Annotated in this window: 33 protein-coding genes; 28 read left to right on the forward strand and 5 right to left on the reverse strand. The window is 45.2% G+C overall.

The genetic code is table 11. The annotated features are described in order from the left end of the window. Window positions 1–31 precede the first annotated feature (31 nt). The 10 genes from nirB to folE all read left to right on the forward strand — a co-directional run bounded on the left by nirB (window position 32) and on the right by folE (window position 8021). Window positions 32–2590, forward strand: coding sequence for a nitrite reductase large subunit NirB (gene nirB, locus LQZ07_RS00570; protein ID WP_152783892.1), 2559 nt, complete (start codon window positions 32–34; stop codon window positions 2588–2590). Beyond that, window positions 2590–2916 carry a nitrite reductase small subunit NirD gene (nirD, locus tag LQZ07_RS00575; RefSeq protein ID WP_246611979.1) on the forward strand — a complete coding sequence of 109 codons (327 nt, stop codon included), beginning with the start codon at window positions 2590–2592 and terminating at the stop codon, window positions 2914–2916. Before nirB ends, nirD begins: the two co-directional genes overlap by 1 nt. Window positions 2917–2948: 32 nt before the next feature. Then, entirely contained in the window at window positions 2949–3761 is an 813-nt protein-coding gene (locus tag LQZ07_RS00580; protein WP_152783888.1) for a formate/nitrite transporter family protein, read from the forward strand. Window positions 3762–3921: 160 nt separating this feature from the next. Next, entirely contained in the window at window positions 3922–4695 is a 774-nt protein-coding gene (gene cobA, locus LQZ07_RS00585; protein ID WP_152783886.1) for a uroporphyrinogen-III C-methyltransferase, read from the forward strand. 57 nt (window positions 4696–4752) lie between these two features. After that, window positions 4753–5178, forward strand: coding sequence for an Lrp/AsnC family transcriptional regulator (locus LQZ07_RS00590; RefSeq protein ID WP_016399988.1), 426 nt, complete (start codon window positions 4753–4755; stop codon window positions 5176–5178). An 8-nt stretch (window positions 5179–5186) separates the two neighbouring features. Further along, window positions 5187–5393: a DUF3565 domain-containing protein gene (locus LQZ07_RS00595; RefSeq protein WP_040306610.1), complete on the forward strand. Its 207-nt coding sequence runs from the start codon at window positions 5187–5189 to the stop codon at window positions 5391–5393. Window positions 5394–5471: 78 nt separating this feature from the next. Continuing rightward, window positions 5472–6023: a DUF3833 domain-containing protein gene (locus LQZ07_RS00600; protein WP_152783884.1), complete on the forward strand. Its 552-nt coding sequence runs from the start codon at window positions 5472–5474 to the stop codon at window positions 6021–6023. 103 nt (window positions 6024–6126) lie between these two features. Beyond that, window positions 6127–6552: a dihydroneopterin triphosphate 2'-epimerase gene (gene folX / locus LQZ07_RS00605; RefSeq protein WP_227981481.1), complete on the forward strand. Its 426-nt coding sequence runs from the start codon at window positions 6127–6129 to the stop codon at window positions 6550–6552. Then, window positions 6542–7276 carry a dihydromonapterin reductase gene (folM, locus tag LQZ07_RS00610; RefSeq protein WP_152783882.1) on the forward strand — a complete coding sequence of 245 codons (735 nt, stop codon included), beginning with the start codon at window positions 6542–6544 and terminating at the stop codon, window positions 7274–7276. Before folX ends, folM begins: the two co-directional genes overlap by 11 nt. A 64-nt stretch (window positions 7277–7340) precedes the next feature. After that, window positions 7341–8021 (forward strand): GTP cyclohydrolase I FolE, encoded by a 681-nt coding sequence (folE, locus tag LQZ07_RS00615; RefSeq protein ID WP_016399983.1) that lies wholly within the window; start codon window positions 7341–7343, stop codon window positions 8019–8021. Window positions 8022–8052: 31 nt separating this feature from the next. Here the strand turns inward: folE and LQZ07_RS00620 are convergent, their stop codons facing one another. Further along, window positions 8053–9402: a DEAD/DEAH box helicase gene (locus LQZ07_RS00620; RefSeq protein WP_152783880.1), complete on the reverse strand. Its 1350-nt coding sequence runs from the start codon at window positions 9400–9402 to the stop codon at window positions 8053–8055. A gap of 166 nt (window positions 9403–9568) precedes the next feature. Here LQZ07_RS00620 and LQZ07_RS00625 point away from each other — a divergent pair, with 166 nt between their 5' ends. Genes LQZ07_RS00625 through LQZ07_RS00640 form a run of 4 tightly spaced genes read left to right on the forward strand, consistent with a single transcriptional unit; the run spans window position 9569 to window position 11450 of the window. Further along, a complete protein-coding gene (locus tag LQZ07_RS00625; protein WP_016399981.1) occupies window positions 9569–10030 on the forward strand; it encodes a RidA family protein in 462 nt (153 codons plus the stop codon). Further along, complete coding sequence (locus LQZ07_RS00630) at window positions 10030–10359, forward strand: TfoX/Sxy family protein (protein WP_152783878.1); 330 nt, start codon at window positions 10030–10032, stop codon at window positions 10357–10359. Before LQZ07_RS00625 ends, LQZ07_RS00630 begins: the two co-directional genes overlap by 1 nt. Before the next feature lie 34 nt (window positions 10360–10393). After that, window positions 10394–10942, forward strand: coding sequence for a GNAT family N-acetyltransferase (locus LQZ07_RS00635; protein WP_152783876.1), 549 nt, complete (start codon window positions 10394–10396; stop codon window positions 10940–10942). 52 nt (window positions 10943–10994) lie between these two features. Continuing rightward, a complete protein-coding gene (locus tag LQZ07_RS00640; RefSeq protein ID WP_016399978.1) occupies window positions 10995–11450 on the forward strand; it encodes a YaiI/YqxD family protein in 456 nt (151 codons plus the stop codon). 332 nt (window positions 11451–11782) lie between these two features. On the opposite strand, the gene LQZ07_RS00645 is transcribed toward LQZ07_RS00640, so the two are convergent. Together LQZ07_RS00645 and LQZ07_RS00650 are read right to left on the reverse strand one after the other, a co-directional pair. Next, the gene (locus tag LQZ07_RS00645; RefSeq protein WP_152783875.1) at window positions 11783–13261 is read right to left on the reverse strand and encodes a methyl-accepting chemotaxis protein; all 1479 of its coding nucleotides are present in this window, start codon (window positions 13259–13261) and stop codon (window positions 11783–11785) included. A 3-nt stretch (window positions 13262–13264) separates the two neighbouring features. After that, window positions 13265–14110, reverse strand: a complete 846-nt coding sequence (locus tag LQZ07_RS00650; protein WP_152783873.1) for a transporter substrate-binding domain-containing protein — start codon at window positions 14108–14110, stop codon at window positions 13265–13267. Between the two features lie 188 nt (window positions 14111–14298). On the opposite strand from LQZ07_RS00650, the gene LQZ07_RS00655 reads away from it, so the two are divergent. Then, on the forward strand, window positions 14299–14871 hold the full coding sequence (locus LQZ07_RS00655; protein ID WP_152783871.1) for a pyridoxamine 5'-phosphate oxidase family protein: 573 nt from the start codon (window positions 14299–14301) through the stop codon (window positions 14869–14871). A 23-nt stretch (window positions 14872–14894) separates the two neighbouring features. Here LQZ07_RS00655 and LQZ07_RS00660 read toward each other — a convergent pair whose 3' ends face one another. Then, on the reverse strand, window positions 14895–15386 hold the full coding sequence (locus LQZ07_RS00660) for a MarR family winged helix-turn-helix transcriptional regulator (RefSeq protein WP_016399974.1): 492 nt from the start codon (window positions 15384–15386) through the stop codon (window positions 14895–14897). 145 nt (window positions 15387–15531) lie between these two features. Here LQZ07_RS00660 and LQZ07_RS00665 point away from each other — a divergent pair, with 145 nt between their 5' ends. From LQZ07_RS00665 to LQZ07_RS00700, 8 genes are all read left to right on the forward strand, one after another. Further along, a complete protein-coding gene (locus LQZ07_RS00665) occupies window positions 15532–16524 on the forward strand; it encodes an ABC transporter substrate-binding protein (RefSeq protein ID WP_152783869.1) in 993 nt (330 codons plus the stop codon). A 63-nt stretch (window positions 16525–16587) separates the two neighbouring features. Next, window positions 16588–17487: a proline/glycine betaine ABC transporter permease gene (locus LQZ07_RS00670; protein ID WP_016399972.1), complete on the forward strand. Its 900-nt coding sequence runs from the start codon at window positions 16588–16590 to the stop codon at window positions 17485–17487. Continuing rightward, a complete protein-coding gene (locus tag LQZ07_RS00675) occupies window positions 17480–18697 on the forward strand; it encodes a glycine betaine/L-proline ABC transporter ATP-binding protein (RefSeq protein ID WP_152783867.1) in 1218 nt (405 codons plus the stop codon). The genes LQZ07_RS00670 and LQZ07_RS00675 overlap by 8 nt, the downstream gene beginning before the upstream one ends. Before the next feature lie 76 nt (window positions 18698–18773). Beyond that, the gene (locus LQZ07_RS00680; RefSeq protein WP_194164174.1) at window positions 18774–19259 is read left to right on the forward strand and encodes a GNAT family N-acetyltransferase; all 486 of its coding nucleotides are present in this window, start codon (window positions 18774–18776) and stop codon (window positions 19257–19259) included. Window positions 19260–19279: 20 nt separating this feature from the next. Then, complete coding sequence (locus LQZ07_RS00685) at window positions 19280–19702, forward strand: GNAT family N-acetyltransferase (RefSeq protein WP_152783864.1); 423 nt, start codon at window positions 19280–19282, stop codon at window positions 19700–19702. 226 nt (window positions 19703–19928) lie between these two features. Then, window positions 19929–20450, forward strand: a complete 522-nt coding sequence (locus tag LQZ07_RS00690) for a GNAT family N-acetyltransferase (RefSeq protein ID WP_152783862.1) — start codon at window positions 19929–19931, stop codon at window positions 20448–20450. Between the two features lie 2 nt (window positions 20451–20452). Continuing rightward, a complete protein-coding gene (locus LQZ07_RS00695; protein WP_152783860.1) occupies window positions 20453–20701 on the forward strand; it encodes a DUF2164 domain-containing protein in 249 nt (82 codons plus the stop codon). Window positions 20702–20719: 18 nt separating this feature from the next. Then, window positions 20720–21412: an aspartate/glutamate racemase family protein gene (locus tag LQZ07_RS00700; RefSeq protein WP_152783858.1), complete on the forward strand. Its 693-nt coding sequence runs from the start codon at window positions 20720–20722 to the stop codon at window positions 21410–21412. 108 nt (window positions 21413–21520) lie between these two features. Here LQZ07_RS00700 and LQZ07_RS00705 read toward each other — a convergent pair whose 3' ends face one another. Further along, entirely contained in the window at window positions 21521–21721 is a 201-nt protein-coding gene (locus LQZ07_RS00705; protein ID WP_016399963.1) for a cold-shock protein, read from the reverse strand. Between the two features lie 305 nt (window positions 21722–22026). On the opposite strand from LQZ07_RS00705, the gene LQZ07_RS00710 reads away from it, so the two are divergent. From LQZ07_RS00710 to LQZ07_RS00730, 5 genes are read left to right on the forward strand one after another with little or no spacing between them, the layout of a single operon-like run. Further along, the gene (locus tag LQZ07_RS00710) at window positions 22027–22818 is read left to right on the forward strand and encodes a PhzF family phenazine biosynthesis protein (protein WP_194164173.1); all 792 of its coding nucleotides are present in this window, start codon (window positions 22027–22029) and stop codon (window positions 22816–22818) included. Window positions 22819–22849: 31 nt separating this feature from the next. Then, window positions 22850–23206 (forward strand): VOC family protein, encoded by a 357-nt coding sequence (locus LQZ07_RS00715; RefSeq protein ID WP_152783856.1) that lies wholly within the window; start codon window positions 22850–22852, stop codon window positions 23204–23206. Further along, complete coding sequence (locus LQZ07_RS00720) at window positions 23199–24083, forward strand: DMT family transporter (RefSeq protein WP_249483449.1); 885 nt, start codon at window positions 23199–23201, stop codon at window positions 24081–24083. The genes LQZ07_RS00715 and LQZ07_RS00720 overlap by 8 nt, the downstream gene beginning before the upstream one ends. 1 nt (window position 24084) lies before the next feature. After that, window positions 24085–24687, forward strand: a complete 603-nt coding sequence (locus LQZ07_RS00725; RefSeq protein WP_152783854.1) for a glutathione S-transferase N-terminal domain-containing protein — start codon at window positions 24085–24087, stop codon at window positions 24685–24687. Next, window positions 24687–25103 (forward strand): DUF1801 domain-containing protein, encoded by a 417-nt coding sequence (locus tag LQZ07_RS00730; protein ID WP_152783852.1) that lies wholly within the window; start codon window positions 24687–24689, stop codon window positions 25101–25103. The genes LQZ07_RS00725 and LQZ07_RS00730 overlap by 1 nt, the downstream gene beginning before the upstream one ends. Window positions 25104–25129 lie beyond the last annotated feature (26 nt).

Below are 25129 nucleotides of genomic sequence, written 5' to 3' on the forward strand. Positions count from 1 at the left end.
GCATTAATCTTATTTTGTCGCTGGAAAATCTATGAGCAAGCTGAAGCTAGTAGTTGTTGGTAACGGTATGGTGGGGCACCGTTATTTAGAAGATTTGGTCGAGAAGGCTGACTTAAGCCAATTCGACGTAACAGTTTTCTGTGAAGAGCCTCGAGTTGCCTACGATCGTGTTCACTTGTCTTCATATTTTTCTCATCACACTGCTGAAGAGCTGTCTCTTGTTAAACATGGCTTCTACGAAAAACACGGCATTGAGGTATTGCTTGGCGAACGTGCTATCAATATCAACCGTGAGCAAAAAGTGGTGTATTCAAGCACTGGTCGTGAGATTGCTTACGACAAACTAGTAATGGCTACGGGCTCTTACCCTTGGGTTCCACCGATTAAAGGTAGCGAAAACAAAGACTGCTTTGTTTACCGTACCATTGAAGATTTAAAAGCCATTGAAGCATCTGCTAAAAAGAGTAAGAGCGGTGCCGTTGTAGGTGGTGGTCTATTAGGTCTAGAAGCGGCGGGTGCTTTAAAAGCGCTAGGCGTAGAAACCCATGTTATTGAGTTTGCTCCAGTATTAATGGCCGAGCAGCTCGACCAGCAAGGTGGTTTATTACTGCGAAACAAAATTGAGCGCATGGGTGTACAAGTGCACACCAGCAAAAACACCTTAGAAATCCAAGCGCAAGGTGAGCATGCTCGTAATACCATGCAATTTGCCGATGAAACCAAGCTAGAAGTTGATTTCATTGTGTTCTCTACCGGTATTCGTCCGCAAGACAAGCTAGCACGTCAATCTGAGCTAAGCATTGCACCTCGCGGCGGTATTGCGATTAACGATCAATGTTTAACTTCAGACGAAAACATCTACGCCATTGGTGAGTGTGCCTCTTGGAACGAGAGTTTCTTTGGTTTAGTAGCGCCTGGTTACAAAATGGCCCAGGTAGCGGTAGATCACCTGTTAGGTAACAACAGCGCTTTCGAAGGCGCGGACATGAGTGCCAAGCTTAAGTTACTGGGAGTAAAGGTAGGCAGTATTGGTGATGCCAATGGTCGCACGCCAAACTGTAAGAGTTTTGTTTACCAAAACGATGAAGAGGGTGTATATAAGCGCCTGATCGTTTCAGAAGACGGCAAAAAACTATTAGGTGCAGTGTTAGTGGGCGATACCGCTGATTACGGCAACTTACTCCAGCTTAAACTTAACGACATTGATTTACCTGAACATCCAGACACGCTTATCTTGCCTGCTCATGCGGGTGCAGAAAAACCTGCAATGGGCGCAGACTCTTTACCTGATTCAGCGGTTATTTGTTCTTGCTTCGATGTTACCAAAGGTAAGATAGCTGCAGCAGTGGCCGATGGCCAAACGACGATGGCCGAGATTAAAGCCTCTACTAATGCAGGCACTGGCTGTGGTGGTTGTTTACCGCTAATTGGCCAAGTACTAAATGCAGAGTTGGCTAAAGCGGGCGTAGAAGTTAATAACCACCTTTGTGAACATTTTGAATACTCACGCCAAGAGCTGTTCCACCTAGTTCGAATTGAAGGCCATAAAAGCTTTGAGCAGGTATTAAACAAACACGGTAAAGGTTACGGCTGTGAAGTATGTAAACCAGCCGTTGGTTCTATTTTAGCTTCTTGCTGGGGCGACCACGTATTGGCGCCAGAGTTAGTAAGCCTGCAAGATACCAATGATAACTTCCTTGGCAACATGCAAAAAGACGGCACCTATTCGGTGATTCCACGCATGGCGGGTGGCGAAGTTACCCCTAAAGCACTTGGCGTACTGGCTGAAGTAGCTGAAGAATATGCCCTTTATACCAAGGTGACTGGTGCCCAGCGCATTGGTTTGTTTGGTGCGCAAAAAGATGACCTTCCAAATATTTGGCGCAAGTTAATTGCTGCTGGTTACGAAACCGGCCAAGCCTACGGTAAAGCCTTACGCATGGCTAAAACCTGTGTGGGCAGCACTTGGTGTCGTTTTGGTGTGCAAGACAGTGTTGGTTTGGGCGTAATGCTAGAAAACCGCTACAAAGGCATTCGTACTCCTCACAAAATGAAGTTTGGTGTATCGGGCTGTACCCGCGAGTGTGCCGAAGCCCAAGGTAAAGATTTAGGCATTATCGCCACCGATGCGGGCTGGAATATGTACGTAGGCGGCAACGGCGGTATGAAGCCGCGCCACGGTGATTTACTGGCTGCAGACTTAGACCAAGAAACCCTGATTAAATACGTAGATCGTTTCATGATGTTCTACATTCGCACCGCCGACAAATTACAACGTACTTCAGTTTGGTTAGAGAACCTAGAGGGCGGTGTTGATTACCTGCGTGAAGTGGTTGTAAACGACAAACTTGGCATTAACCAACAACTAGAAGCCGACGTGGTTAAATTGGTTGCGAGCTATAGCTGTGAGTGGAGCGACACTCTAAACGACGAAGCGCAACTTAAACGTTTTGCTCATTTCATTAATAGCGACCAACGTGATGAAAACGTAGTGTTTGTTAGCGAGCGCGAACAGCATCGTCCGGCTACTTTTGCCGAGAAACACCCACAGGCAAAAGGCGACATTCTACACGTTGAGTTGGAGGCATAATCATGAGTTTCGAAACCGTTTGTAAGTTAAACGATATTACCCCAGGTACCGGTATTTGCGCGCTAGTAAATGGCCAGCAAGTAGCCCTTTTTCGCCCACGTAACAATGAGCAAGTATTTGCCATTAATAACATGGACCCTTTTGCTAATTCGAACGTTTTGTCGCGCGGATTGATTTGTGAGCATCAAGGTCAGCTTTGGGTAGCAAGCCCACTTAAAAAGCAACGTTTTAATCTTGAAACCGGCATCTGCCTAGAGAACCCAACGGTCTCGGTAGCGAGCTATAAGGTGCAGATTAAAGCCGACAGTGTTGCGGTGAGTGCATAACAGATTTTATTTTAGAAAATTAAGGAAGTATTATGTCTTACGTAAAACCCGCTGAATTCGTTCAAACCATGATCGATGCCGGTGAAAGCAAAGTATTTATGTCTACTCGCGATACCATTGTGCGCGGTATTATGGCTGGCGCAATTTTAGCGATTGCGGTAGCTGTAGCAATTACCGCAGCAGTGCAAACCGGTATGCCTATTGTGGGTGCTTTAGTATTTCCAGTTGGTTTTTGTATTTTGAACCTTATGGGTTTTGACCTACTAACTGGTGTATTTGCATTAGCGCCATTGTCGCTGTTTGAAAAACGTGAAGGTGTCACCGCCAAAGGTGTGCTTCGTAACTGGCTATTAGTGGGTTTAGGCAACCTTATTGGTGCGGTATCGGTAGCGTTTTTGGTTGCCTTAACCTTTACCATGAACTTTAGTGTTGAGCCTGGCGCAGTAGGCCAAGCCTTTGTTAAAGCTTCAACAGCCCGTACTTTAGGTTTTGCCGAGCATGGCTTAAACGGTTGGATTACCGTGTTTGTTAAAGGCATCTTGTGTAACTGGATGGTGTGTTTAGGTGTAGTTGGCGCAATGACCTCTAAAACCGTTGGCGGTAAAGTATTGGCGATGTGGTTCCCAATCTTCATCTTCTTTGGTTTGGTATTTGAACACGCCGTAGTAAACATGTACCTATTCCCACTAGGCATGATGTTAGGTGCCGAGTTTACTATCACCGATTGGTTAGTATGGAACCAAATTCCAGTTACTCTTGGTAACTTGGTTGGTGGCTTATTGGTTACTGGCCTAAGCCTTTACGTTACTCACGGTAAAACCTTGCCACAACGTAAAGCAGCTTAAGCACAATACACAGTAGTTTTACCTCAAAATGATAACCCCTTGCTGTTGCTAGGGGTTTTTTTGTATTTGAGGCTTATGAACTGATACTCTACGGTTTTGGCCTAAAGGCCCGCTACACTAAATATAATATTCGCTCTACCAAGTAATAAGGAAACAGACAATGCCCCACTCTTCATCTACCGCAATTAACGAGCTGGGTTTTGTTTCGCTGGTTGGTGCAGGGCCTGGTGACCCAGACTTGCTTACCGTAAAGGCGGTGAAGCGCATCCGCACAGCCGATGTGATTGTATTTGACCGTTTGGTGTCGCAAGAGATCCTCGATTTAGCTTCGCCTACCGCAGAGATGGTGTACGTTGGTAAAAAGCTTGATCATCACTTTGTACCGCAAGATGACATCAACCAAATCTTGGTAGACCAAGCAAAGTTAGGCAAACACGTGGTTAGATTAAAGGGCGGCGACCCGTTTATTTTTGGCCGAGGCGGTGAAGAGTTGCAATCATTAGCAGCCGAAAACTTAGCTTTTGAAGTGGTGCCCGGCATTACTGCCGCGGTGGGTTGTACCGCCTATGCGGGTATTCCACTTACTCATCGTGACCATGCGCAAAGTGTGCAATTTATTACCGGCCATTTGAAACAACATGGTGAAGATATTGATTGGCCTTCCTTAGCGCATTCTAATCACACCTTGGTGTTTTATATGGGCCTTAAGCAGTGTCCAACCATTCAGGCAAATCTGATTAAAAATGGCTTAGCCGATACCACCCCTTGTGCCATTATTGAGCGTGGCGCCACGCCGCAGCAACGCGTGTTAACCGGCAGTTTAGCTGAATTACCAGACTTGGCGCAGCAAGCCGAAAGCCCGTCTTTAATTGTTGTAGGCAGCGTTACAGAGTTGCACAAAGAGCTGGCGTGGTTCGCGCCAGAGTCGGTTTAGCTTAATCCGTGAAAAGCTTGGTCATGTTAAATAGGGTGATTAAAGGGAAGTAAGTGCTTGGATAAGTTTGATCAAAAAATTGTCGCTATGTTAGTGGCCAATGCGCGTACTCCGGTGAGTCAAATTGCTCGACAGGTAAACCTTTCGCGTTCGGCTACCGCCGAGCGCATCGCCAATTTAGAGAGCAGTGGGCAGATAAGTGGCTATCACGCTAGCTTGGGCACCCATAGCGAGCAAGCGCCGATTGCTGCGCATTTAGAGCTTCGTTACAAAGAGCACAATTGTGAAGCCTATGCTGAGATTATGCGCGGCATTCCGGAAATTAAACGCTGTCAGGCTATTTCAGGTGACGTAGATATGTTGCTGTACGTTGAAGTGGCCTCAATGGCTCGCCTAGAAGACATTCGTTTGCAGCTAGAGCAAATGGAGAAAATGGTGATGGTGCGTACGCACATGGTGTTAAGGGAAATGTTTAGCCGCTAAGGATAGCAATGCTACAAATAATAATTGGCTTTCAGTTAGACGAAGAGCGCCATTGGGTCGCTCGGTTAGCTTGTGGTCATTACCAGCATGTTCGTCACCAGCCGCCATGGCAAAACCGACCGTGGGTGCTTAATTACCAGGGGCGTTTTAGCATGCTTGGCAAAGAACTCTCTTGTGTTAAATGCCTAGAAAGTGCCCCCCGCGATTGGAATTAACAAATAATTCAAGCCTGTAGATCTATTCCCACTCACTAACCGTTTTAAGAGTAATTGTTAAAACTGGCGTAGATAGATATGCAACTAGCCTCTAGCGTACATCGAAAATACCTCCTGTTACTTAGCCTACTGGCAGGTTTGTGGGGTTGTTCTAGTGCCGATGTTTCCAGTTATGCAGACAACCAACCCACTTTGGTTTTGGAAGATTTTTTTGATGGCCAACTTAGCGCGCATGGCATTGTTAAAAACCGTTCGGGAGAGTTGATTCGTTATTTTAACGTAACCATCGACGCCAGCTGGGACGAGCAAGGGGTTGGCACTCTTGATGAGCATTTTGTTTTTGACGATGGCGAAAAGCAGCAACGCATTTGGACTTTGGTTAAGCAGGACGATGGTAGCTACCTTGCCAGTGCTAACGATGTTAGCCAACCCGCAAAGATGCACCTGGCAGGCAACGCCTTGTTTATGGACTATGTGCTCACTTTGCAATATAAAGGCAAATCGTTAGATGTGGTGGTTGAAGACAAAATGTATTTGGTTAACTCAACCACCATTGTGAATGAGTCGGTGATGCGAAAATTTGGATTTAAAGTGGGCTCGGTAAGTTTGGTGATTCAAAAACAGTCTTAGCTTGCCTTCACACAAACGACAGCAAAAAAACGTTTCAGCTGTTAAAGCCCCGCAAACTGGGCTAGGTATGTAGTAAGCAATTTAAATATTAAGAGAGAGCTCAATGAGCAACGTGTCTAAAACAAATGTTTCTAACTTGGCGCCACTGGCCAATAGTTTCCGGCTCGAACCGGCTTTAATTACCATTACCAATTTGCGCTTGCGAACGTATATAGGTTTTAACGAAGAAGAGCTTAGTAAGCAGCAAGACGTGGTGATAAATGCCGAAATTCGTTATCAAGCAAGCAAAGCCTGCGAAGCAGATAGTGAGGATTTAGCACTCAATTACAAAGTAATTACCAAAGCGATGATCGCCCACGTTGAGCAAGGCCACTTTCGCCTGTTGGAAAAACTGTGTGCCGACTTGCTTACCCTCGCAATGGATGAACCGCGGGTGATTAACGCCAGCATCACCGTAGATAAACCGCATGCCTTACGATTTGCAGATTCGGTATCGGTGACTTTATCGGGCTCGCGTGATGCCGAGTAAGCTAGCTAACAGCAGTGCACCAGTGCTAATTACTGGCGGCACCCAGCGCTTAGGCTTAGCGATTGCCGAAGATTTGCTGCAGCAAGGTTACTCGGTGATTGTGACTTATCGTAGTGACAAAGCTGCGGTACAAGCCTTACGAGATAAAGGCGCAGACTGCATCATTGCCGATTTTAGCGACGAGCAAGGCATTAGCCAGTTTATTGCCTATGTACTCGAGAACTACTCTGCCTTACGTGCTGTTATCCATAATGCTTCGCAGTGGTTAAACAATACCGCGCTAGATAATCAGCACCAATTAATGCAAGCCATGTGGAGTGTGCATGTTAGTGCGCCTTATCAGCTCAATATCGCCTTTGAAGAGCTGTTAAAAAATCATCAAGATCAACAAGCTAGCGACATTATTCATATGACGGATTATGTCGCAGATAAAGGCAGCAGCAAGCATATTGCTTATGCGGCCAGTAAAGCGGGTTTGGCCAATTTAACCCATTCTTTTGCCGCTAAGCTTGCACCAGCGGTAAAAGTGAATAGTATTGCGCCCTCGTTGTTAATGTTTAACCAAGATGATCCTCCGGAGTATCGGACCAAGGCCTTGGCAAAATCATTAATGGCACTTGAGCCGGGCGCGAGTGAAGCAGTAGCAGCGGTTAACTACTTGCTGGCTAGCAAATATATAACCGGTCGCACCATCGGCTTAGACGGTGGTCGCCATCTGGTCTAGGGTTAATAGTGTTGTTAACTAAACCGTAGCGGGTGAACCAAGAAACTATCTAAAGGAAGTGATTATGAAAGTAGCGTTAGCTGAAAAACAATTTAGAAAAGACGCTTGCTTGTCACCAGAGGCAATTCAAGTACGCCAAGCGTTGATTGAGAAAGGGATAGAAACTCCCTTAGTGGACAATCAATTAAGCAATGAGCAGAAGTACAATAAGATAAAAGCCTCTTTGACTGATGTAGTGGCTACCTTGGGTTTAGATTTAAGTGATGATAGCTTGGCCGAAACCCCACACCGTATTGCAAAAATGTTTGTTGATGAGGTGTTCTCGGGTTTAGATTATTCGCGCTTCCCAAAAATCAGCATCATTGAAAATAAAATGGCCGTAGAAGAGATGGTGAAGGTGTCAGATATCGCCTTTACCAGCACCTGTGAGCACCATTTTGTCACCATCGATGGCTTGGCGAAAGTGGCTTACATTCCTAAAGACCACATTATTGGTTTGTCAAAAATTAACCGCATTGTTCGCTTCTTTGCGCAGCGTCCGCAGGTACAAGAGCGCTTAACTCAACAAGTGCTGGTGGCCTTACAAAGTTTATTGGGAACCGAAGATGTAGCTATTAGCATCGAGGCAACCCATTTCTGCGTGAAAGCACGCGGGGTGATGGACGCAAGCTCAAGCACCCAAACTTCGGCCTACGGCGGCAAGTTTAAAACCAGTAAATCAGCTAGAAGAGAGTTTTTAGCCTAGAAAAAAGCCGGTGATGTCACCGACTTTTTAGTTATTTGTTACCCGAATTAGCAGCTTTGGGTTTGCTAAAGCGGCGGCTGGTCTTATTGGTGCCACCCCCGGTGTGGCGGCGATTTTTTCCGACCGGTTTGTTACCACGTGCATTTTCGCTAGAGCGCTGACCATCTTTATGTTCGCTACGTGGACTTTTAGCCTTCTTCGGCTTTTTAGCTTTTAAGGGGCGAGTATCGCGGGTTACTGGTAACTGGGTGCTTGGTTCAAAACCGGCTACTTCTTTACGTTCTAATAACTGGCCAGTGAGTCGCTCAATGCCAATTAAATCTCCCACTTCATCAGCACATACCAAAGACACTGCCTGACCTGTTGAACCCGCTCGGCCAGTACGGCCAATGCGGTGCACGTAATCTTCGGCCACATTAGGTAAATCAAAGTTCACTACTTGCGGCAACTGATCGATATCTAAGCCACGTGCGGCAATATCGGTGGCAACTAATACTCGTACATCACCACTTTTAAATTCGGCCAACGCTCGGGTACGTGCACCTTGGCTTTTATTGCCGTGAATCGCTGCTGCTGAGATTTTGCGTTGTTCTAAGTGTTTGGCTAAGCGGTTGGCGCCATGTTTGGTGCGGCTAAATACCAATACTTGCTGCCAATCATTATCTTTAATCAGCTGAGTAAGCAGGCCAGACTTTTTACTTTTATCAACCGGTACAATCCACTGTTTTACGGTTTTGGCAGTTGCGTTTGGTGGTGTCACCGATACTTCAACGGGGTCTTTAACTAAGCTTTTAGCCAGTGTTCTAATCTCTTCTGAGAAGGTAGCCGAGAACATTAAGGTTTGGCGCTGTTTTGGCAGCAAGGCCAAAATCTTTCTAATGTCGTGAATAAAACCCATGTCTAACATGCGGTCAGCTTCGTCAAATATAATCACTTCTAACTGCTGAAAACGAAAGGCGTTTTGCTGGTAAAGATCTAATAAACGGCCAGGGGTTGCTACCAGCACATCAGCGCCACGACGCAGCTTTTGCATTTGCGGATTAATCTTCACTCCACCAAATACTACCGTAGAGCTTAGGTCCATGTTCTTACCATAAGTACTCACGCTTTCGCCAACCTGCGCAGCTAACTCACGTGTTGGGGTAAGCACAAGGGCGCGAACTTGATTGGCGCGAACTTTGGGCCCTTTACTTAGCAACTCGAGCAATGGCAAGGTAAAACCTGCTGTTTTACCGGTGCCGGTTTGCGCAGCGGCCATGATGTCTTTGCCTTCTAAAATCACAGGAATGGCTTTGGCTTGAATAGGAGAGGGCGTGTCGTAACCTTGTGCTGCTACGGCGTCTAATAAAGGTTTAGATAAACCCAGGGAGTCAAAGCTCATAGTTGGTCTCTTGTGATAGTAAGTATGGCCGCTAAGTGGCGGGCGTGCAGCTTACAGTAAGTTAGGGTTAAGCGCCAATATTGAGCTAGCAAAAGCGGGCTGCTGAAATCGTGCTAGTCTGAAGGCAATAAAGGGTATTAACGATATTTCGTCAGGGAGTCACTCAATGAGTATAGCCGAGCGTTTGCTAGAGCTAGGAATTAGTTTACCTAAACCAACAGGCCCAGCTGCCAGTTATAGTAATTGTGTACAAACAGGTAATTTACTTTATGTCTCGGGCAAGGGGCCTGTTGCCGGTTTACAAGAGCCGCCAAAGGGTAAAATTGGCAGAGAGTTTACTCACCAGCAAGGGGCACAGTTTGCCCGTTTGGCTGGCTTAGATATTTTAGCCGCAGTGCAGCAACATCTAGGTTCATTAGATAGAGTAAGCCAAGTTGTGAAGTTACAGGGTTTCATCAATGCCACCGAGCAATTTGAGCAACACCCAGCAGTGTTAGATGGCTGCTCTAAATTGATGGTGGAGGTATTTGGTGACAAGGGTTTACATGCTCGCTCAGTATTTGGTGCTACGTCGCTGCGCGCCAATTTGCCATTGGTGATTGATTCTATTTTCGAGGTGAGTGAATAATGGCTTACGATTTGGAATTGGCTGAGCAAATTCGCCAAGCGCTAGCCAGCCATGTTGAGTTTAGTGAGCGTAAGATGTTTGGTGGCTTGTGCTTTATGGTGGCTGGCCACATGTGTTGTGGCATTGTTGATAAGCAATTAATGGCGCGGGTTGGACCAAATCAATATCAAGACTGCTTACGCTTAGAATTTGCTTCGGAAATGACCTTTACAGGAAAACCAATGAAAGGAATGATCTACGTTTCGCCAGAAGGTTTGCTTGAGGCTAAGCAACGTGAGCAGTGGTTGCAATATTGCCTTAATTTTGTGCACAGCTTGCCGCCAAAGTAATCTTATTCCACGCAATTTAGTTACAAGAGATGATATGCAGCAATTTCCAATTAAAGCTAAAGATGGTCAAGATTTTTTGCTCAGGCTGCTCAATCAGCAAGATGCAGCGGCATTAGGGGCGTTTTTTGTCGCTCTAAGTGAAGCCACTCGCAGTCGCTTTGGGCCTCATCCTTTAAGCAGTGAGTATGCTCAGCATTTGTGTGAAGCGCTTGCCGATGACAGCGCGCAGCGTTGGGTGATTGCCGATGGTGCCGCAGTTGTCGGTTATTTCATCTTTGAGCGGAAAATTTTAGAGCCGGAATACCAGCGCTATTATGTGCAGGGAGTTAGCTTACAAGCAGAACTTGATGTGATACTTGCTCCCTGCATTGCCGATGACTATCAAAACGCTGGGCTTGCCATGGCGGCGATGCAACCATTGATGGCTGAGTTTAAGCGGCAAGGGGCTCGTAGCTTAGTATTGATGGGGGGAACACAGCAGAGTAATCATCGCGCGCGACATTTTTATCAACGTTGCGGCTTTGTTGAATATGGCGGTTTTCAAACCGATGTGTATAACATTGATATGCGCCTTATCTTGTAATTAGCTGCCACTTGGGCATAGTAGCGGCATTATTGTTCGAAGAGAGAATGCCATGAAAATTTGGGTTGATGCCGACGCCTGTCCAGTGGTGATTAAAGAGATTTTGTTCCGTGCCGCCGAACGAACCCAAATACCGCTTACGTTAGTGGCTAATCAATATATAAAAACACCACCTTCTAAAGTGATTAGTAGTCTACAAGTTAGCGCCGGTTTTGATGTGGCTGATAATGAGATTGTGGCGAGGGTGGCTGCTGGTGACTTAGTGATTACCTCAGATATTCCTCTAGCCGATGAAGTGATCACCAAGCAGGCTCAAGCCTTAAGTCCGCGTGGTGAACTCTATACCAAAAGCAACATTAAGTCGCGACTAAACATGCGTGACTTTATGGACACGATGCGCTCTAGCGGCGTGCATACCGGCGGCCCTGCTGCACTTAGCCAAGCCGATCGTAAAGCTTTTGCTAGCCATTTAGATTCTATTCTCGCCAAACACCAGTCAGCTAAATAAGCCCGTTAATCGAGAAAATAAAAAGCTTAAGCAAAGGCTTAAGCTTTTGAGTCGTGTAGCGAGGGCCTGTTGATCTTTGCTGATGGTTTTTACAGCAATTTGTTAGCCATTTAGGCAAGGCAGTGAGTGTGAAGTTAAGTGGGCTTAATAATCACTCGCTAACGCTGAATAAATGGCTAAGAAATGCTGCCCCGAAGGGTTCGGATAAGCGAACTTTACTCTTCGTTGAACACTTTTCACTTAGCCCACTAGGTCTCAAAGTGCTCGCCGCGATTAAAGCCCGCTTATCTTGAATAAAATATCAACACCAAAGATCAACAGGCCCTAATAACTTAATACTTAAAGCGGTTTACTTGAGTCACCATCTGATGGCCCACTTCTAATAAATCTTCGGTGGCTTGTTGTAGTTGTTTGCTGTCTTCACTAAGAGATTGCGCACCAAGACTCAAGGATTCCATATCAGCGGTAACCGCGCTGGTAACATTAGATTGCTCTTCACTGGCGCTAGCTATCATGGTGATCATGTCATTTACCGAGTTCATTTCTTGGTTAATTTGCACTAACGATTCGCCAGTGCCTTCGGCTGATGAGATGGTTTGACTGACCATTTCTTTACCGGCTTGGGTAGCTTGGTAAGAGGTTTCTGCCTGGCTTTGTAAATCACCAATAATCGACTCAATCTCAGAGGTCGATTCGTGAGTTTTACTGGCGAGAGCACGTACTTCGTCGGCAACTACCGCAAACCCTCTGCCAGACTCACCCGCACGGGCCGCTTCAATGGCGGCATTTAAGGCCAGTAAGTTAGTTTGCTCGGCAATGCCTTTAATCACATCTAATACGCTGCCAATGTTGTCACTTACTTGCTTGAGGCTGGTGACTTCATCGGCGGTGCGATCAAGATTTTTCACTAGCTCGCTTACCTGAGCAATGTTGTCATCAATGGCTTTATGGCCATCCATGGATAATTGGTAAGCCTGCTGGGTGCGAGAAGCGGTGTTCTCAGCGTTACCAGCGATTTCTTTGGTGGCGATGCCTAGCTGTTGCAAGTTGGTTAATGAGGTAGATGTTAGCTCTGTTTGCTCAAAGGTATTGGCGGTGTTTTTGTCGTTAATTACCCGCACACTCTCAGATACTAGTTCTAGTTGGGTTGCGGCCTCGGCCATATCTTGAACAATACTTTGTACGGTTTCGATAAAGCTATTGAAGTTGTGGCCAAGTTGGCCAATTTCATCTTCGCTGGTTACGGGAATGCGCGCCGTTAAATCGCCATCACCTTGAGCAATGCCTGCCAATACCTTATTCACATTGGCTAGCGGTGCTATAATCACTTTACGCAACGCTAGAATCAGCAACACAATAATTAGCGCCGTCATGAAAATAATAGTAAGGATGTCTTCGCTTAACTCATTGCTTAGGGCGCTGTTAATGGCCTGTTTGGTGATGCCAATTTCGATGGTGCCAAGCGGCTTACCATCCCAATCTAAATCAATGCTAATGGTTTCATCTGGGCTAAAGCCAGAGTCGTGGTTTTCGGCCATTAGCTTGCCACGCTGATCACTTACCTTGATGCCTGCAATCATCGGCTCATCGATAAAGGCATCAATGGTGGCTTTAATGACATCGAAGTCATACACAAACACCGGTTCTTTAAGAATAATGCTCATTTGTTTAGTGAGGGCTAATTTGTCGTTTTGGTATTGCTGGTTCAACGATGCGCTGCTAAGCCAGTATAATACGCTGATTACAATGACCCCAGACACGAGAATAACAACAACAAGTAGCGAGGCGAGTTTTGCGGTAATTGTTTTCATAAATTATTGTCCAGCCAGTGGGTCAAACCAAATCTTCTGCGGAATGGCATTTACTTTGTCAGTAAGGTAGGGGTTTTCTAAATCAAAAATGGTACGTTTTTCTAGTTTGCCTAGCTCTAAGGCATTCTTTACATCTGGATCATTAAGAAACATTTTTTGATAACTGCCATCTTCAAACATCTGATAAAGAATATCGTTGAGGTGTTTGGCTAAGCTTTGATTGTCTTTTTTCACAAAAAAGAAAAATGGCATTTTATAGCGCAACATGACATAGCTATCTACTGTTAGGTTATATTTGGCTTCGCGTTTAACTTCGCTCCAAGGCTCAAAAATACCCCGTGGGAAGTAGTCACAGCGGTCAGCTTCTAACATGGCAAAGATGTTGCCGTAACCTAAGCTCTTAGCCACTTTAATACCGTTAGCTTCAAGAATGGCCGTATCGGCCCACAATTTACCTTGGCAGGGAATAAATTGGCGCATTTGCGCAAAGCTGGTCACTTGTTTAAAGGTTTCACTTTTCTCTTGTTCAACAATGCCTAAGCGCATACCTAAGGTCCCGCGGTATAGCGGAAAATACACTGCACTCTGTTGTTGCTCACGGTCGGCCGAGGTGGCTGTCCAAAAAAGGTCAAGTACTCCATCATTTAAATCGGCAACGGTTTTAGCAAAGGATATTTCACCAGCATCGCCATAGGGGTAACCTACCGAGTTATAAATATCGCTGCGTTTAACGATTTCTTTGGCCAGCACAAAGGGCAAGGTATTACCGTTTGGCGAGCCGGGAATGTTTAAGGTTTTAGCAGAACATATTGATGATAAAAATATCATCAAAAAGAGAGTTTTGTGCATATAGCCTCCATGCTTTTGTATAGCTTAGATAGGGCAGCATTTGAGGTATACGATAAGATTGCAAAGCGTGACTTAGATCAAATTTATAATTCCTTGATGATTAATTGCTGGGCAATGTAGTGAGAATTAAACATTGCTTGTTACCTTAGTAAGTAAGTGTAGGTTTTGATTATTGTTTTGAGGTAAAAATGGGCAAGCAATTTAGTGCGATGATTCCCCCGCATATTGAGTTTATCGCACAGCAAAAGATGTTTTTTGTGGCTACGGCAGCGGCCGAAGGTAAGGTGAACCTATCACCTAAAGGTATGGACTCGTTTCGGGTGCTTAACCAGCAGCAAATTGTTTGGCTCAACTTAACCGGTAGCGGTAATGAAACAGCCGCCCACTTAAAACAAAACTCGCGTATGACCATTATGTTTTGCGCCTTTGAAGGCAAGCCTGTGATTCTAAGATTATATGGCCAAGCTAAAGCACTACATCGTGGTGATGCTGAGTGGCAGCAATATATTGAATTGTTTCCAGAGCAAGCAGGAGCGCGGCAACTTTACTTGTTAGATATTGATATGGTGCAAAGCTCTTGTGGCATGTCGGTACCCTTTTTTGACTTTGTGGCACAGCGTGACGATTTGGCCAATTGGGCAAGCAAACAAGGAGAGCAGGGCATTAAGCAGTATTGGGCGAAGAAAAATCAACATAGTTTAGATGGTGTTGCTACCGACATTTTGAGCCTTTCGGGTCTTGCTGCTGATACTGAAAATTAGTTTGAGCTATAACTATTTTGGGTTTATTTGTTTAGATCTTTATGTGGTGCATTAATATCTAATAAAGGTGATGCGTCGATGGATTGGGCATCCATCATTGATGCAATATGCTGCAAAGATGACAGGATTTGCGTTTTTTCCCAGTCTTGCAAGCTTTCAAAGCGCTGAATAAATTCTTCATGTAGCAGTGGCGGTACTGTTGTGAGAATACCAATACCTTGCTCGGTGAGCCGCGGGTTAACAATACGTCGATCGCTTGCGCTGCGAATTCGCTCAATCAATTGGCGTTCTTCTAAACGATTCAAAATAGTTGTAACCGTAGCCTGGCTTAGCGATACCTCATCGGAGAGGTGCTTCACTGTTACGGTTCCTAAATCTTCTATTGCTCTTAAAACCATAACTTGCGGAATGGTTAATCCACAGGCTTTCACAATCCGTTTAGATTGTAGATCGGTCGCGCGAATAATTTTTCGCAAAGAAATGAGAACGTCTTGCCAGTAAGCAGGTTTTTGCATAAGTGGTAGCGGGCCAAATTGGTTTTTTCGGGAGTATATCCCATACTTAAGGCGCAGGGTATACACAGCAGTTAATTTGAACTCTAATTATTTGAAGTGTATGATCCTAGGCGCTAAGAAAGCACACAAAGGGAAGGATAGGGATATGAAGCTAAGATACGCAGCACTGCTTTTGGTGAGCGGTTTTGCTCAAGCAGAAGACAGCTGTGGCAGTGTAACCATTGCCGACATGAACTGGAGTTCTGCAACAGTTATTGCCAATGTAGATAAATTTATTTTAGAACATGGCTACGGCTGTGACGCTGAATTGGTGCCAGGGGATACCATGCCAACTACCGTCTCTATGATGGAAAAAGGCGAACCAGATATTGCCCCCGAGTTATGGACTAACTCTGCTAAAGAAACGCTAGAACGTGGTGTTGCTGAAAAGCGCTTACGTTTTGCTGGTAAATCATTATCTGACGGCGGCGAAGAAGGCTTTTGGGTTCCTCAATACTTAGTTGACCAATACCCAGAAATCGCCACTATCGAAGGTGTTAAAAAACACGCTAAATTATTTGTTCACCCAGAAAGCAAAGAGCTTTCGGGCTTCTACGGCTGTCCAGCTGGCTGGAACTGCCAAATCTCTGCCAACAACCTCTTTAACGCTTTAGAACTTGAAAAATCAGGTTTTGAGTTGATTGATCCAGGCTCAGGCGCGGGCTTATCTGGCTCAATTGCAAAAGCCTACGCTCGTGAGCAAGGTTGGTTTGGTTACTACTGGGCACCTACCGCAGTGCTAGGTAAATACAAAATGGTTAAAGTGGATACTGGTAATGGTATCGACGAGCAAGAATTCTTGACTTGTACTACTCAAGAAGACTGTGAAAACCCTAAAGTAACTATGTACCCACCTTCAGCTGTACATTCGGTTACTACTGAAGATTTTGCTAGCAAAGCACCTGCTGCTTATGAATACATCACTAAGCGTTCGTTTACTAATGCGCAAATGAACGAGTTATTGGCATGGATGGAAGATAACCAAGCCGATGGTGATGCCGCTATGTATCACTACCTAAGCGAGAATCCAGAAAGTTGGAAGGCTTGGGTGCCAGAAGATGTTGCCGCTAAGGTAAGTAAAGCCCTAGCCAGTATGTAGTTTAAGTACAAAAAGGCCAACCTTAGGTTGGCCTTTCGCGTTTTTATATAGAGGTAGTTTGTTATGGCGGATTCGTCATGGTTGGAACGTTTTCCACAAATGAGTCGAGCCGATCTCACCGTTATTCGTAAGTCTTTAGATGGTGCTTATCGTAATTTTTCCCGCGAGTATGGCGAGGCCATCGAATCGTTTTTTGATCCCCTGCTGCAGTTTTTAGTTTGGTTTGAAAAATTGCTAATCACCACGCCTTGGTGGTTGGTACTCATTGTTTGTGCCGGATTAGTGTATTTAGCCAGTCGATCTTGGAAATTGGTAATTGGTTCAGTGGTATCGCTGTTGTTGGTGGGCTACTTTGGCATGTGGGAAGACATGATGCGAACCATGAGCATTATTACCGTCTGTACCATGCTGGCAATCGCCTTGGGCATACCCATCGGTATTATAATGGCTCGCTCCAATCGTGCCCAAGCCATTATTACGCCTATGCTCGATGTTATGCAGACGCTGCCTGCCTTTGTGTACTTAATTCCCGTAGTGATGTTGTTAGGTATTGGCAAAATACCCGGTGTGATTGCGGTGGTTATTTACGGCATTCCCCCAGTTATTCGCTTAACCAATCTTGGTATTCGTTTAGTGGACAAAGAAGTACTAGAAGCCGCCACTGCTTATGGCGCTAGCACCTGGCAACGTTTGTTTGGGGTGCAAATGCCTCTCGCAATGCCAACTATTATGGCCGGGATTAACCAAACTATTATGATGGCCTTATCAATGGTAGTTATTGCCTCCATGATTGGGGTAAAAGGCTTAGGCCAGCCAGTACTAAAATCAATTACTAACCAATATTTCACCTTGGGTTTACTTAACGGTTTAGCCATTGTTGCTTTAGCGATTATCTTTGACCGTGTGTCGCAAGCCTACGCCAAGCGCACCCAAGCTCACCTTCAAGGACTAAAGCATGACTGAGCCGCTCGTTAAAATTCAGGGCTTGTACAAGCTATTTGGTGAGAATCCTAAACAGGTAATGCCACGGGTTAAAGCCGGAGAAAGCAAAGACAAAATCTTAGCTGATACTGGCCATACTCTAGGCCTAAAAGATATTAACCTTGAGATTCAACAGGGTGAGATTTACGTCATCATGGGCTTATCGGGCTCGGGTAAATCTACCCTTATTCGTCACTTCAATCGCTTAATCGACCCTACCGAAGGGGTGATTAGCATTGAAGGCACCGACGTGATGAAGTTGAGCTCTAAAGAGTTACAAGATTTTCGTCGTCATAAAATGTCGATGGTATTTCAACGCTTCGGTTTAATGCCACATCGCACCGTGATTGAAAACGTCGCTTATGGCCTCACTGTGCAAGGTGTGGCTAAAGAGCAACGTTTAGCTAAAGCCCAAGAGTGGTTAGATACCGTAGGTTTAAATGGTTACGAGCAGCAGTATCCGGCGCAACTTTCTGGCGGACAACAGCAGCGGGTTGGTTTAGCTCGCGCTTTGTGTACCGATGCAGAGATACTGTTGATGGACGAAGCCTTTTCAGCTCTTGATCCGCTGATCCGCAGTGAAATGCAAGATCAGCTAATCGAGCTACAAGAAACCTTGCACAAAACCATTATCTTTATTACTCATGATTTAGATGAAGCACTACGTTTGGGCGACAAAATTGCCATCCTTAAAGATGGTGAAGTGGTTCAGCAAGGCACGCCAGACGACATTTTGTTGCACCCAGCAACAGATTACGTTGAAGCTTTTGTTAAAGACGTGAACAGAGCTCGCGCCTTAACGGTAGAAACCGTGATGCAGCCACCTGCTCGCCGGATTACTGCCGATACTATCAGTGAAGCCTTACAACAGATGAAGAAAATCAAGGGGGATTATGCTTACCACGTAACCGAAGAAGGTTATCAAGGCATTGTTACTCAAGATGCTTTAGAAGAAGCTTCAATCAACAAAGATAATGAGCAGTTTGAATCTTGTGAGTATCAAGATGTGCCTACGGTTTCACCTGATGCGATCATTGAAAGTGTACTTACCGAGAGCTTAGAAACCGAGTTCTCGTTACCGGTGGTCGATGAAGATGGCAACCTTAAGGGTGAGTTAACCCGTAGCTCTGTGGCCGAGGTGTTTGCAGACCCTGACACTGAAGAAGAAACTGCCAGCGCAGCCTCGAAATAATATTGTCAAACAGCCTTGTTAGAGTCCTTCTAACAAGGCTTTGATTTTTCTACAGTATAAAGCTTAATACTAGGAGATGGTTTTGAGTTTTACGATTCATCCCATTGATGCCTCTCATAACCAAGCAGTTAAACACCTGATTCAGCGTGGCGGCCGTGAATTTGGCGCTATAGGTGATGGCTTTGGACCTTCTGATCCAGAAGTAGAAGCAATGAGCCTGAACTACCGTGAGCCTCAACGGGGTTATTGGGTGGCATTGCAGCAAGACCAAGTTGTAGGCTGTGGAGGTATTGCAGAATTAGACAATGCTTCAAAAACCTGTGAGCTACGTAAGCTGTTTGTTAATCCACAATGCCGAGGCCAAGGTATTGGTAAGGCCTTAGCCAAACATTGTTTACAAGAAGCAAAACAACGTGGTTATAAGCAGTGCTACTTAGATACCTTAAGCACCATGGAGTCGGCTATTGCCTTGTACCAGTCTTTAGGTTTTAACCATTTGTCAGAGCCTTTTGTTAATAGCATTCACAGCGGTTGTAATGTGTGGATGATGAAAACACTGTAAATACTTAATTGAGAGAAGTAATGCATATTCAGTTATTCGAGCCTCAAGATGATTTAGCCAAACTTGCCGACGTAATGTTGTTGCTTCGCCCCAGCTTTAGTAAGGAGCAGTTGATTGAGCAAATCAGCTTACAGCTGCAGCAGGGCTATCAATTGGCTTATTTAACCATGGATGAGCAAGTTGCTGCGGTGGCTGGTTTTGTTATCGGCTGGAAGCTGTCTTGGGGAAAACATTTGTATTTAGATGATTTAGTCACGATAGAAAACGCACGATCTAAAGGCGTTGGTTTGCAGTTGCTACAGTGGTTGGAAAATTACGCTAAACAACAAGGTTGCGAGCAATTTCATTTAGGCTCTGGCGTACAGCGCTTTGGGGCGCACCGCTTTTACCTACGTAATGGTTTTGATATTAAGAGCCATCATTTTACTAAGCAATTAGCTTAGGCTGAGTGAAAGGGTAAGTTTAGTAAGAGCTATAAAAAGAGCAGCCATTGGCTGCTTTTTTTAATTGGTGAATCGTTAAGTAACCTTCCCTTGCCTGTTTTTTCGAGAAAACTTGCTTCACTAAGAGTTGTTTAAAAGTAACTTTGATGAAAATATTAGTTGAAGTTATGGTGAAATAATTTGCGTTGACTTTGTGGTTTTATTCAATTGATGTAGGTAGGAAAGGATGATTAGAGACGCTCAAGGCAGAGACAGTCAGCAGATTTGCCAAATCTATAATTATTACGTCGAAAATAGTGGTGCTACGTTTGAAGAGCAGCTAGTGAGTCAAGGTGTTATGGCAGAGCGTATCGCCAGTATTCAGAAACAACTGCCTTGGTTGGTATTTGAAGAAGCTGGAGGGATCCTCGGGTACGCCTATGTGAGCCCTTGGAAGCCGAGGAGTGCTTATCGTTTCTCAGTAGAAAGCTCAATCTACACTGCCAATAGTGCAGCAGGCAAAGGCATTGGTAAGAGATTGTATCAAGCCTTGTTAGAGCGATTATCCGACTATCCTATAAGCACGGTAATTGCAGGTATAGCGTTACCAAATCCAGCAAGCATTAAACTGCATGAGTATTTGGGCTTTCATAAAGTGGCAGAGTTTGAACGAGTAGGTTTTAAGTTTGGCAACTGGATAGATGTGGGCTATTGGCAGCAACAGATAAAAACTGAAGAGCAGATTAATCAGTGCTTGAATAAGGACTAGTTATGTCGAAAATAGAGTTTTCTAGTGAACAGAAAACGGCGTTGGTAAACAAAATTCAAGGCTATTGCGAGCAGCAATTGGACGTTGAGATAGGCCAATTTGATGCAGAGTTTTTGTTGGATTTTTTCTCTGAAGAAATAGGGGCCTTTTACTACAATCAGGGCCTACAAGATGCTCAAGCAGTAGTACAAAATCGTATCGATAGTATTGCCGACGAGCTCTATGAAATAGAGAAACCCACTAAGTGGTAACAGGAGTAACTGTTAGCGATGAAAACTATTGGCATTGTTGGTGGAATGAGTTGGGAATCAAGCCTTAGCTATTACCAGCAGTTAAATTTAGCCATTAAGCAGGCAAAGGGTGGATTGCATTCAGCGAAGATTAACTTAGTGAGCGTAGATTTTGCTGAAATAGAGGCCCTGCAGCATCAAGGTAACTGGGCTGCCTTAGCCAATAAAATGGTGGACGCTGGGTTATCGGTGCAAGCTTCGGGTGCTGACTTTCTATTAATTGCCACTAATACCATGCATAAAGTTGCGGAAGAAGTGGAGCAAGCGCTGCAGATCCCCTTATTACACATCGCCGATGCCACTGCTAATAAACTGCTGGAGGATGGTATTAAGCAAGTGGGCTTACTAGGTACCCGTTTCACTATGGAGCAAGATTTTTATAAAGGACGGCTAGAGCAGCGCGGCTTAGAAGTCTTGGTTCCACAAGAAAAGGGCATTGAGACAGTTCATCAGATTATTTACCAAGAGCTGTGCTTAGGTAACATCAATGCTGACTCTCGAGAGCGGTATTTGGCAGAAATTGCTGAGCTAGCAGCGCGAGGTGCCGAGGCGGTGATCTTGGGGTGTACAGAGATTGGCTTATTGGTGCAACAAAACCATTGTGACTTGCCTTTATACGATACCACGGCCATTCATGTTGCAGCCGCTGCGGCAGAGTCTTTAGCTATATAAGCTAGTGGCTGAAAAACAAAAAACGGTCCGTAGGGACCGTTTTTAAGCTTAAAGCTAGTGTCTAATTAATCTGAAGACTAATTGGAGACTTATGCCTTAAAAGCCAGATTAAGCAACTTTTACGTTAGCAGCTTGAGGACCTTTTGGACCTTCTTCTACTTCAAAAGTAACTTCTTGGCCTTCAGCTAAAGTTTTGTAACCTTCGCTTTGAATAGCACGGAAGTGTACGAATACATCTTTACCGTCTGGACGCTCGATGAAACCAAAACCTTTTTGCTCGTCGAACCATTTTACGCGACCTGTAGCCATGAGTAATCTCCAAAAATAATAAATAAAATTTATCCAAAAATAGATAAATCTAGGGTGCCGAAAGATGCAGAAATTACTTACGAACAAACAGGGTGAAATTGCGAAAAATCAACGTATTTGTATGGGGCATAAATATCCGCTGTAACCTTTACCAGCGAGCGAAGTGTAACGTATATTGGGGTAATGTAAAGGTGTATTCGTGATCTTTCGTCAACTGTTCAGATCAGTTGGGTGACTTCTCTTGAGCCAAGCATACCCGCGGGCTTGCTAACTATTAGACTTTAGTTTAATCAACAAGGACTGTTATGAACTTAAAAATGCATCAGGTAGATAGCTTTACCCGTGATCTTTTTGGCGGCAATCCTGCTGCGGTTATTGTCTTAGAAGCTTGGTTAGAAGATAGCGTAATGCAGGCAATTGCTATTGAGAATAACCTTTCTGAAACAGCCTTCTTAGTAGCCGATGAACCAGGCTCCTACCTTATTCGCTGGTTTTCACCAATTTGCGAAATTGACTTCTGTGGCCACGCTACTTTGGCAGCAGCCCATGTTTTGTTTAGTCAACAGCCAACGCTGCAAGAACTCCACTTTACTACTTTGCAAGTGGGTGAACTAAAAGCGCGCCGTGGTGATAGTGGTTTAATTGCAATGGGCTTTCCGAGTTGCCCGCCACACATGGAGTTTGAAACGCCGTCGGCGTTGCTTGATGGTGTTTCTGTTAAACCCAGTGAAGTATGGCGAAATCAACAAGCGTATTTCCTGGTCTACCTACAGCAGGCCCAGGTTGAGGCCCTAGAGGTTAACTTGGAACTACTCAAAACCTTAGCGCCTTATGATGTTGTAGTGACAGCCCCCGGTGAAGAACATGATTTTGTTTCACGTTATTTTTGGCCAGCCAATGGCGGTGCTGAAGATCCGGTCACTGGTTCAATTCATGCGGGTCTAACACCGTTTTGGACTAAGCGCTTGGGTAAAGATGAGCTACTGGCCTACCAAGCGTCTAAGCGTGGTGGAGTATTGCATTGTCAGCAGCTTGGCGATCGAGTGACTATTGCGGGTCATGCCAAAACCTATTTTGAAGGCACGGTGTTTTTGTAATTTATTCAAATAAATAGCTAAGGAAAGCGTAATGAATCAGCACGAAAAATTAAACTATGTTGAGTTTCCCAGCAGTGATTTAGCGGCGACTAAACAGTTTTTTAGCCAAGCCTTTGCGTGGCAATTTGAAGACTTTGGCGAGCAATATACGGCCTTTTCTGGTCAAGGTTTAGATGGCGGTTTTTTCCACGCTCCTTTAGCTTCTAGTTCTGAAAATGGTGCTGCTTTACTGGTTTTTTATAGTGAACAGCTTGAGCAAACCTTGGCTAAAGTGGAAGCGGCAGGAGGGAGAATAGTAAAAGACATTTTTAGTTTCCCTGGTGGTCGACGTTTTCATTTTTGCGAGCCTAGTGGTAATGAGTTTGCGGTATGGTCAGACAGTGAATAAAGCATCCCCTGTAACAACTTGGTTGGCTACCGTAGTGGCCTTAATTGCATTTGCAGGCAACTCGGTGCTATGTCGCTTAGCACTAGGCGAGCCGCAAATTGATGCTGCTAGTTTTACCGCAGTGCGTTTATTAGCGGGCGCCGTTACCCTAGCAATATTGCTTAGCCTTAGGCCATCTTCTGGCAAGGTTCAAAGTAAAGGCAGTTGGTGGTCTGGTTTAATGTTGTTTAGCTACGCGGCTTGCTTCTCCTTTGCTTATCTTTACTTAGACACCGGTATCGGTGCATTAATATTGTTTGCTGCGGTGCAGCTAAGCATGGTGGGCATATCGACAGTTAAAGGTGCACGCTTACGTTTGGGCGAGCTGGCAGGCATAGTTTTGGCGTTTAGTGGTTTGATTATTTTGCTAGCTCCCAGTGAGCAAGCGTCGGTATCGGTGCTAGGTTTTATACTCATGGTGGTGGCAGGCTGCGCCTGGGGTATATATACCTTGAATGGTCGCGGCTCGTTAAGCCCTAGTAGAGATACCTGTTTTAATTTTTGGCGTAGTTTACCTTTTTTAGTGGTATTGCTGCCTTGGTTGGTGACCCAATCAGCCTTAAGTACTTATGGCTTGCTACTGGCACTTAGCTCTGGTGCGCTAGCATCGGGACTCGGTTATTGGATTTGGTACATTGCTTTGGGTGGATTGTCGGCGAGCCAAGCTGCTGTGTTGCAGTTATTGGTGCCACTTATTGCAGCTTTGGGCGGCTGGGCTTTTGCCAGCGAGCCGCTTGGATTTAGCTTTATGCTCTCGGCAGGTTTAGTATTAGGGGGTATTTTGCTCACTATTTACAGTCGCCAGCGAGGACTAAAAGCCGCTGTGCAAGGAGGCTAATATGGCGCAACATTATCAACTCATTGTAGGGCGAGACTCTACTTGGTCATTGCGGGCTTACCTTTGTATGCAGTTGGCAGAGCTTGAGTTTAGCTGCAATGCCATCGCACTTGGTGAAGCGGGTTATCAGCAGCAACTCGCTAAGTTGTCACCCAGTAAACTCGTACCGGTGTTGCATGTCGATGATTTGGTCATTCATGACTCTTTGGCCATTAGTGAATATATAAATGAACAAGCCTTAGGCAAGCTTTACCCTGTTCAAGCCGATTTGCGTGCGCAAGCTCGTAGCTATTTAGCGGAGCTACATGCTGGCTTTACGGCAATTCGCCAAGGCTTACCTTTTCACTTTGAAAAACAAGCCCGGCCAGCCAGCTTATCTGCTGAGATTAATACTGAAATAGCACGTTTGAGCGAGATTTGGCAGCAGTTCGACGGCTGCTTTGCCTTTAATAAAGCCGGCTCTATAGATGCTTTTTATGTGGTAATGGCTTTACGCCTAGCCAACTATGGCATCGAGTTAGAAGGGGCCGCGGGGCGCTACCAGCAGCACCTTATTTCTTGGCCGCTATTTCAGCGAGCGATAAACTCAGCTAAGCAGTGGTAATGGATAAGCCCTTAAAGCCTGAATTGCAGGCCGCCATTGCAAGCTATCCTGCAGCGGTGCAGCAACAAGTATTAAGGCTAAGGGCCGAGATACTGGCAGTTGCTGCAGGTTCTGAAGAGGTGGGAGAGCTGTTAGAAATCTTAAAGTGGGGAGAACTGTCCTTTGTGACCGAACAAAGTAAATCGGGTAGCACCTTAAGGGTGGCCTGGAACGCCAAGCAGGCCGAGTATTTGGGTTTATATGTAAACTGTAAAACTAGCTTGGTGAACAGCTACCAAACCTTGTTTCCGGGATTGTTTGTTTATCAAAAGCAGCGCGCTTTGCTGCTCCCTTTAGACTCCGAATGGCCTTTGGCAGAGTTGCGGATCTGTATTGCTATGGCTCTGCGCTATCATTTAGATAAACGAAAACGCTAATTACTCACCGTTAAGCAGGAGGCGTC

Origin of the sequence: Agarivorans sp. B2Z047 (assembly GCF_023373605.1) — a bacterium.
GTDB lineage: Bacteria > Pseudomonadota > Gammaproteobacteria > Enterobacterales > Celerinatantimonadaceae > Agarivorans > Agarivorans albus.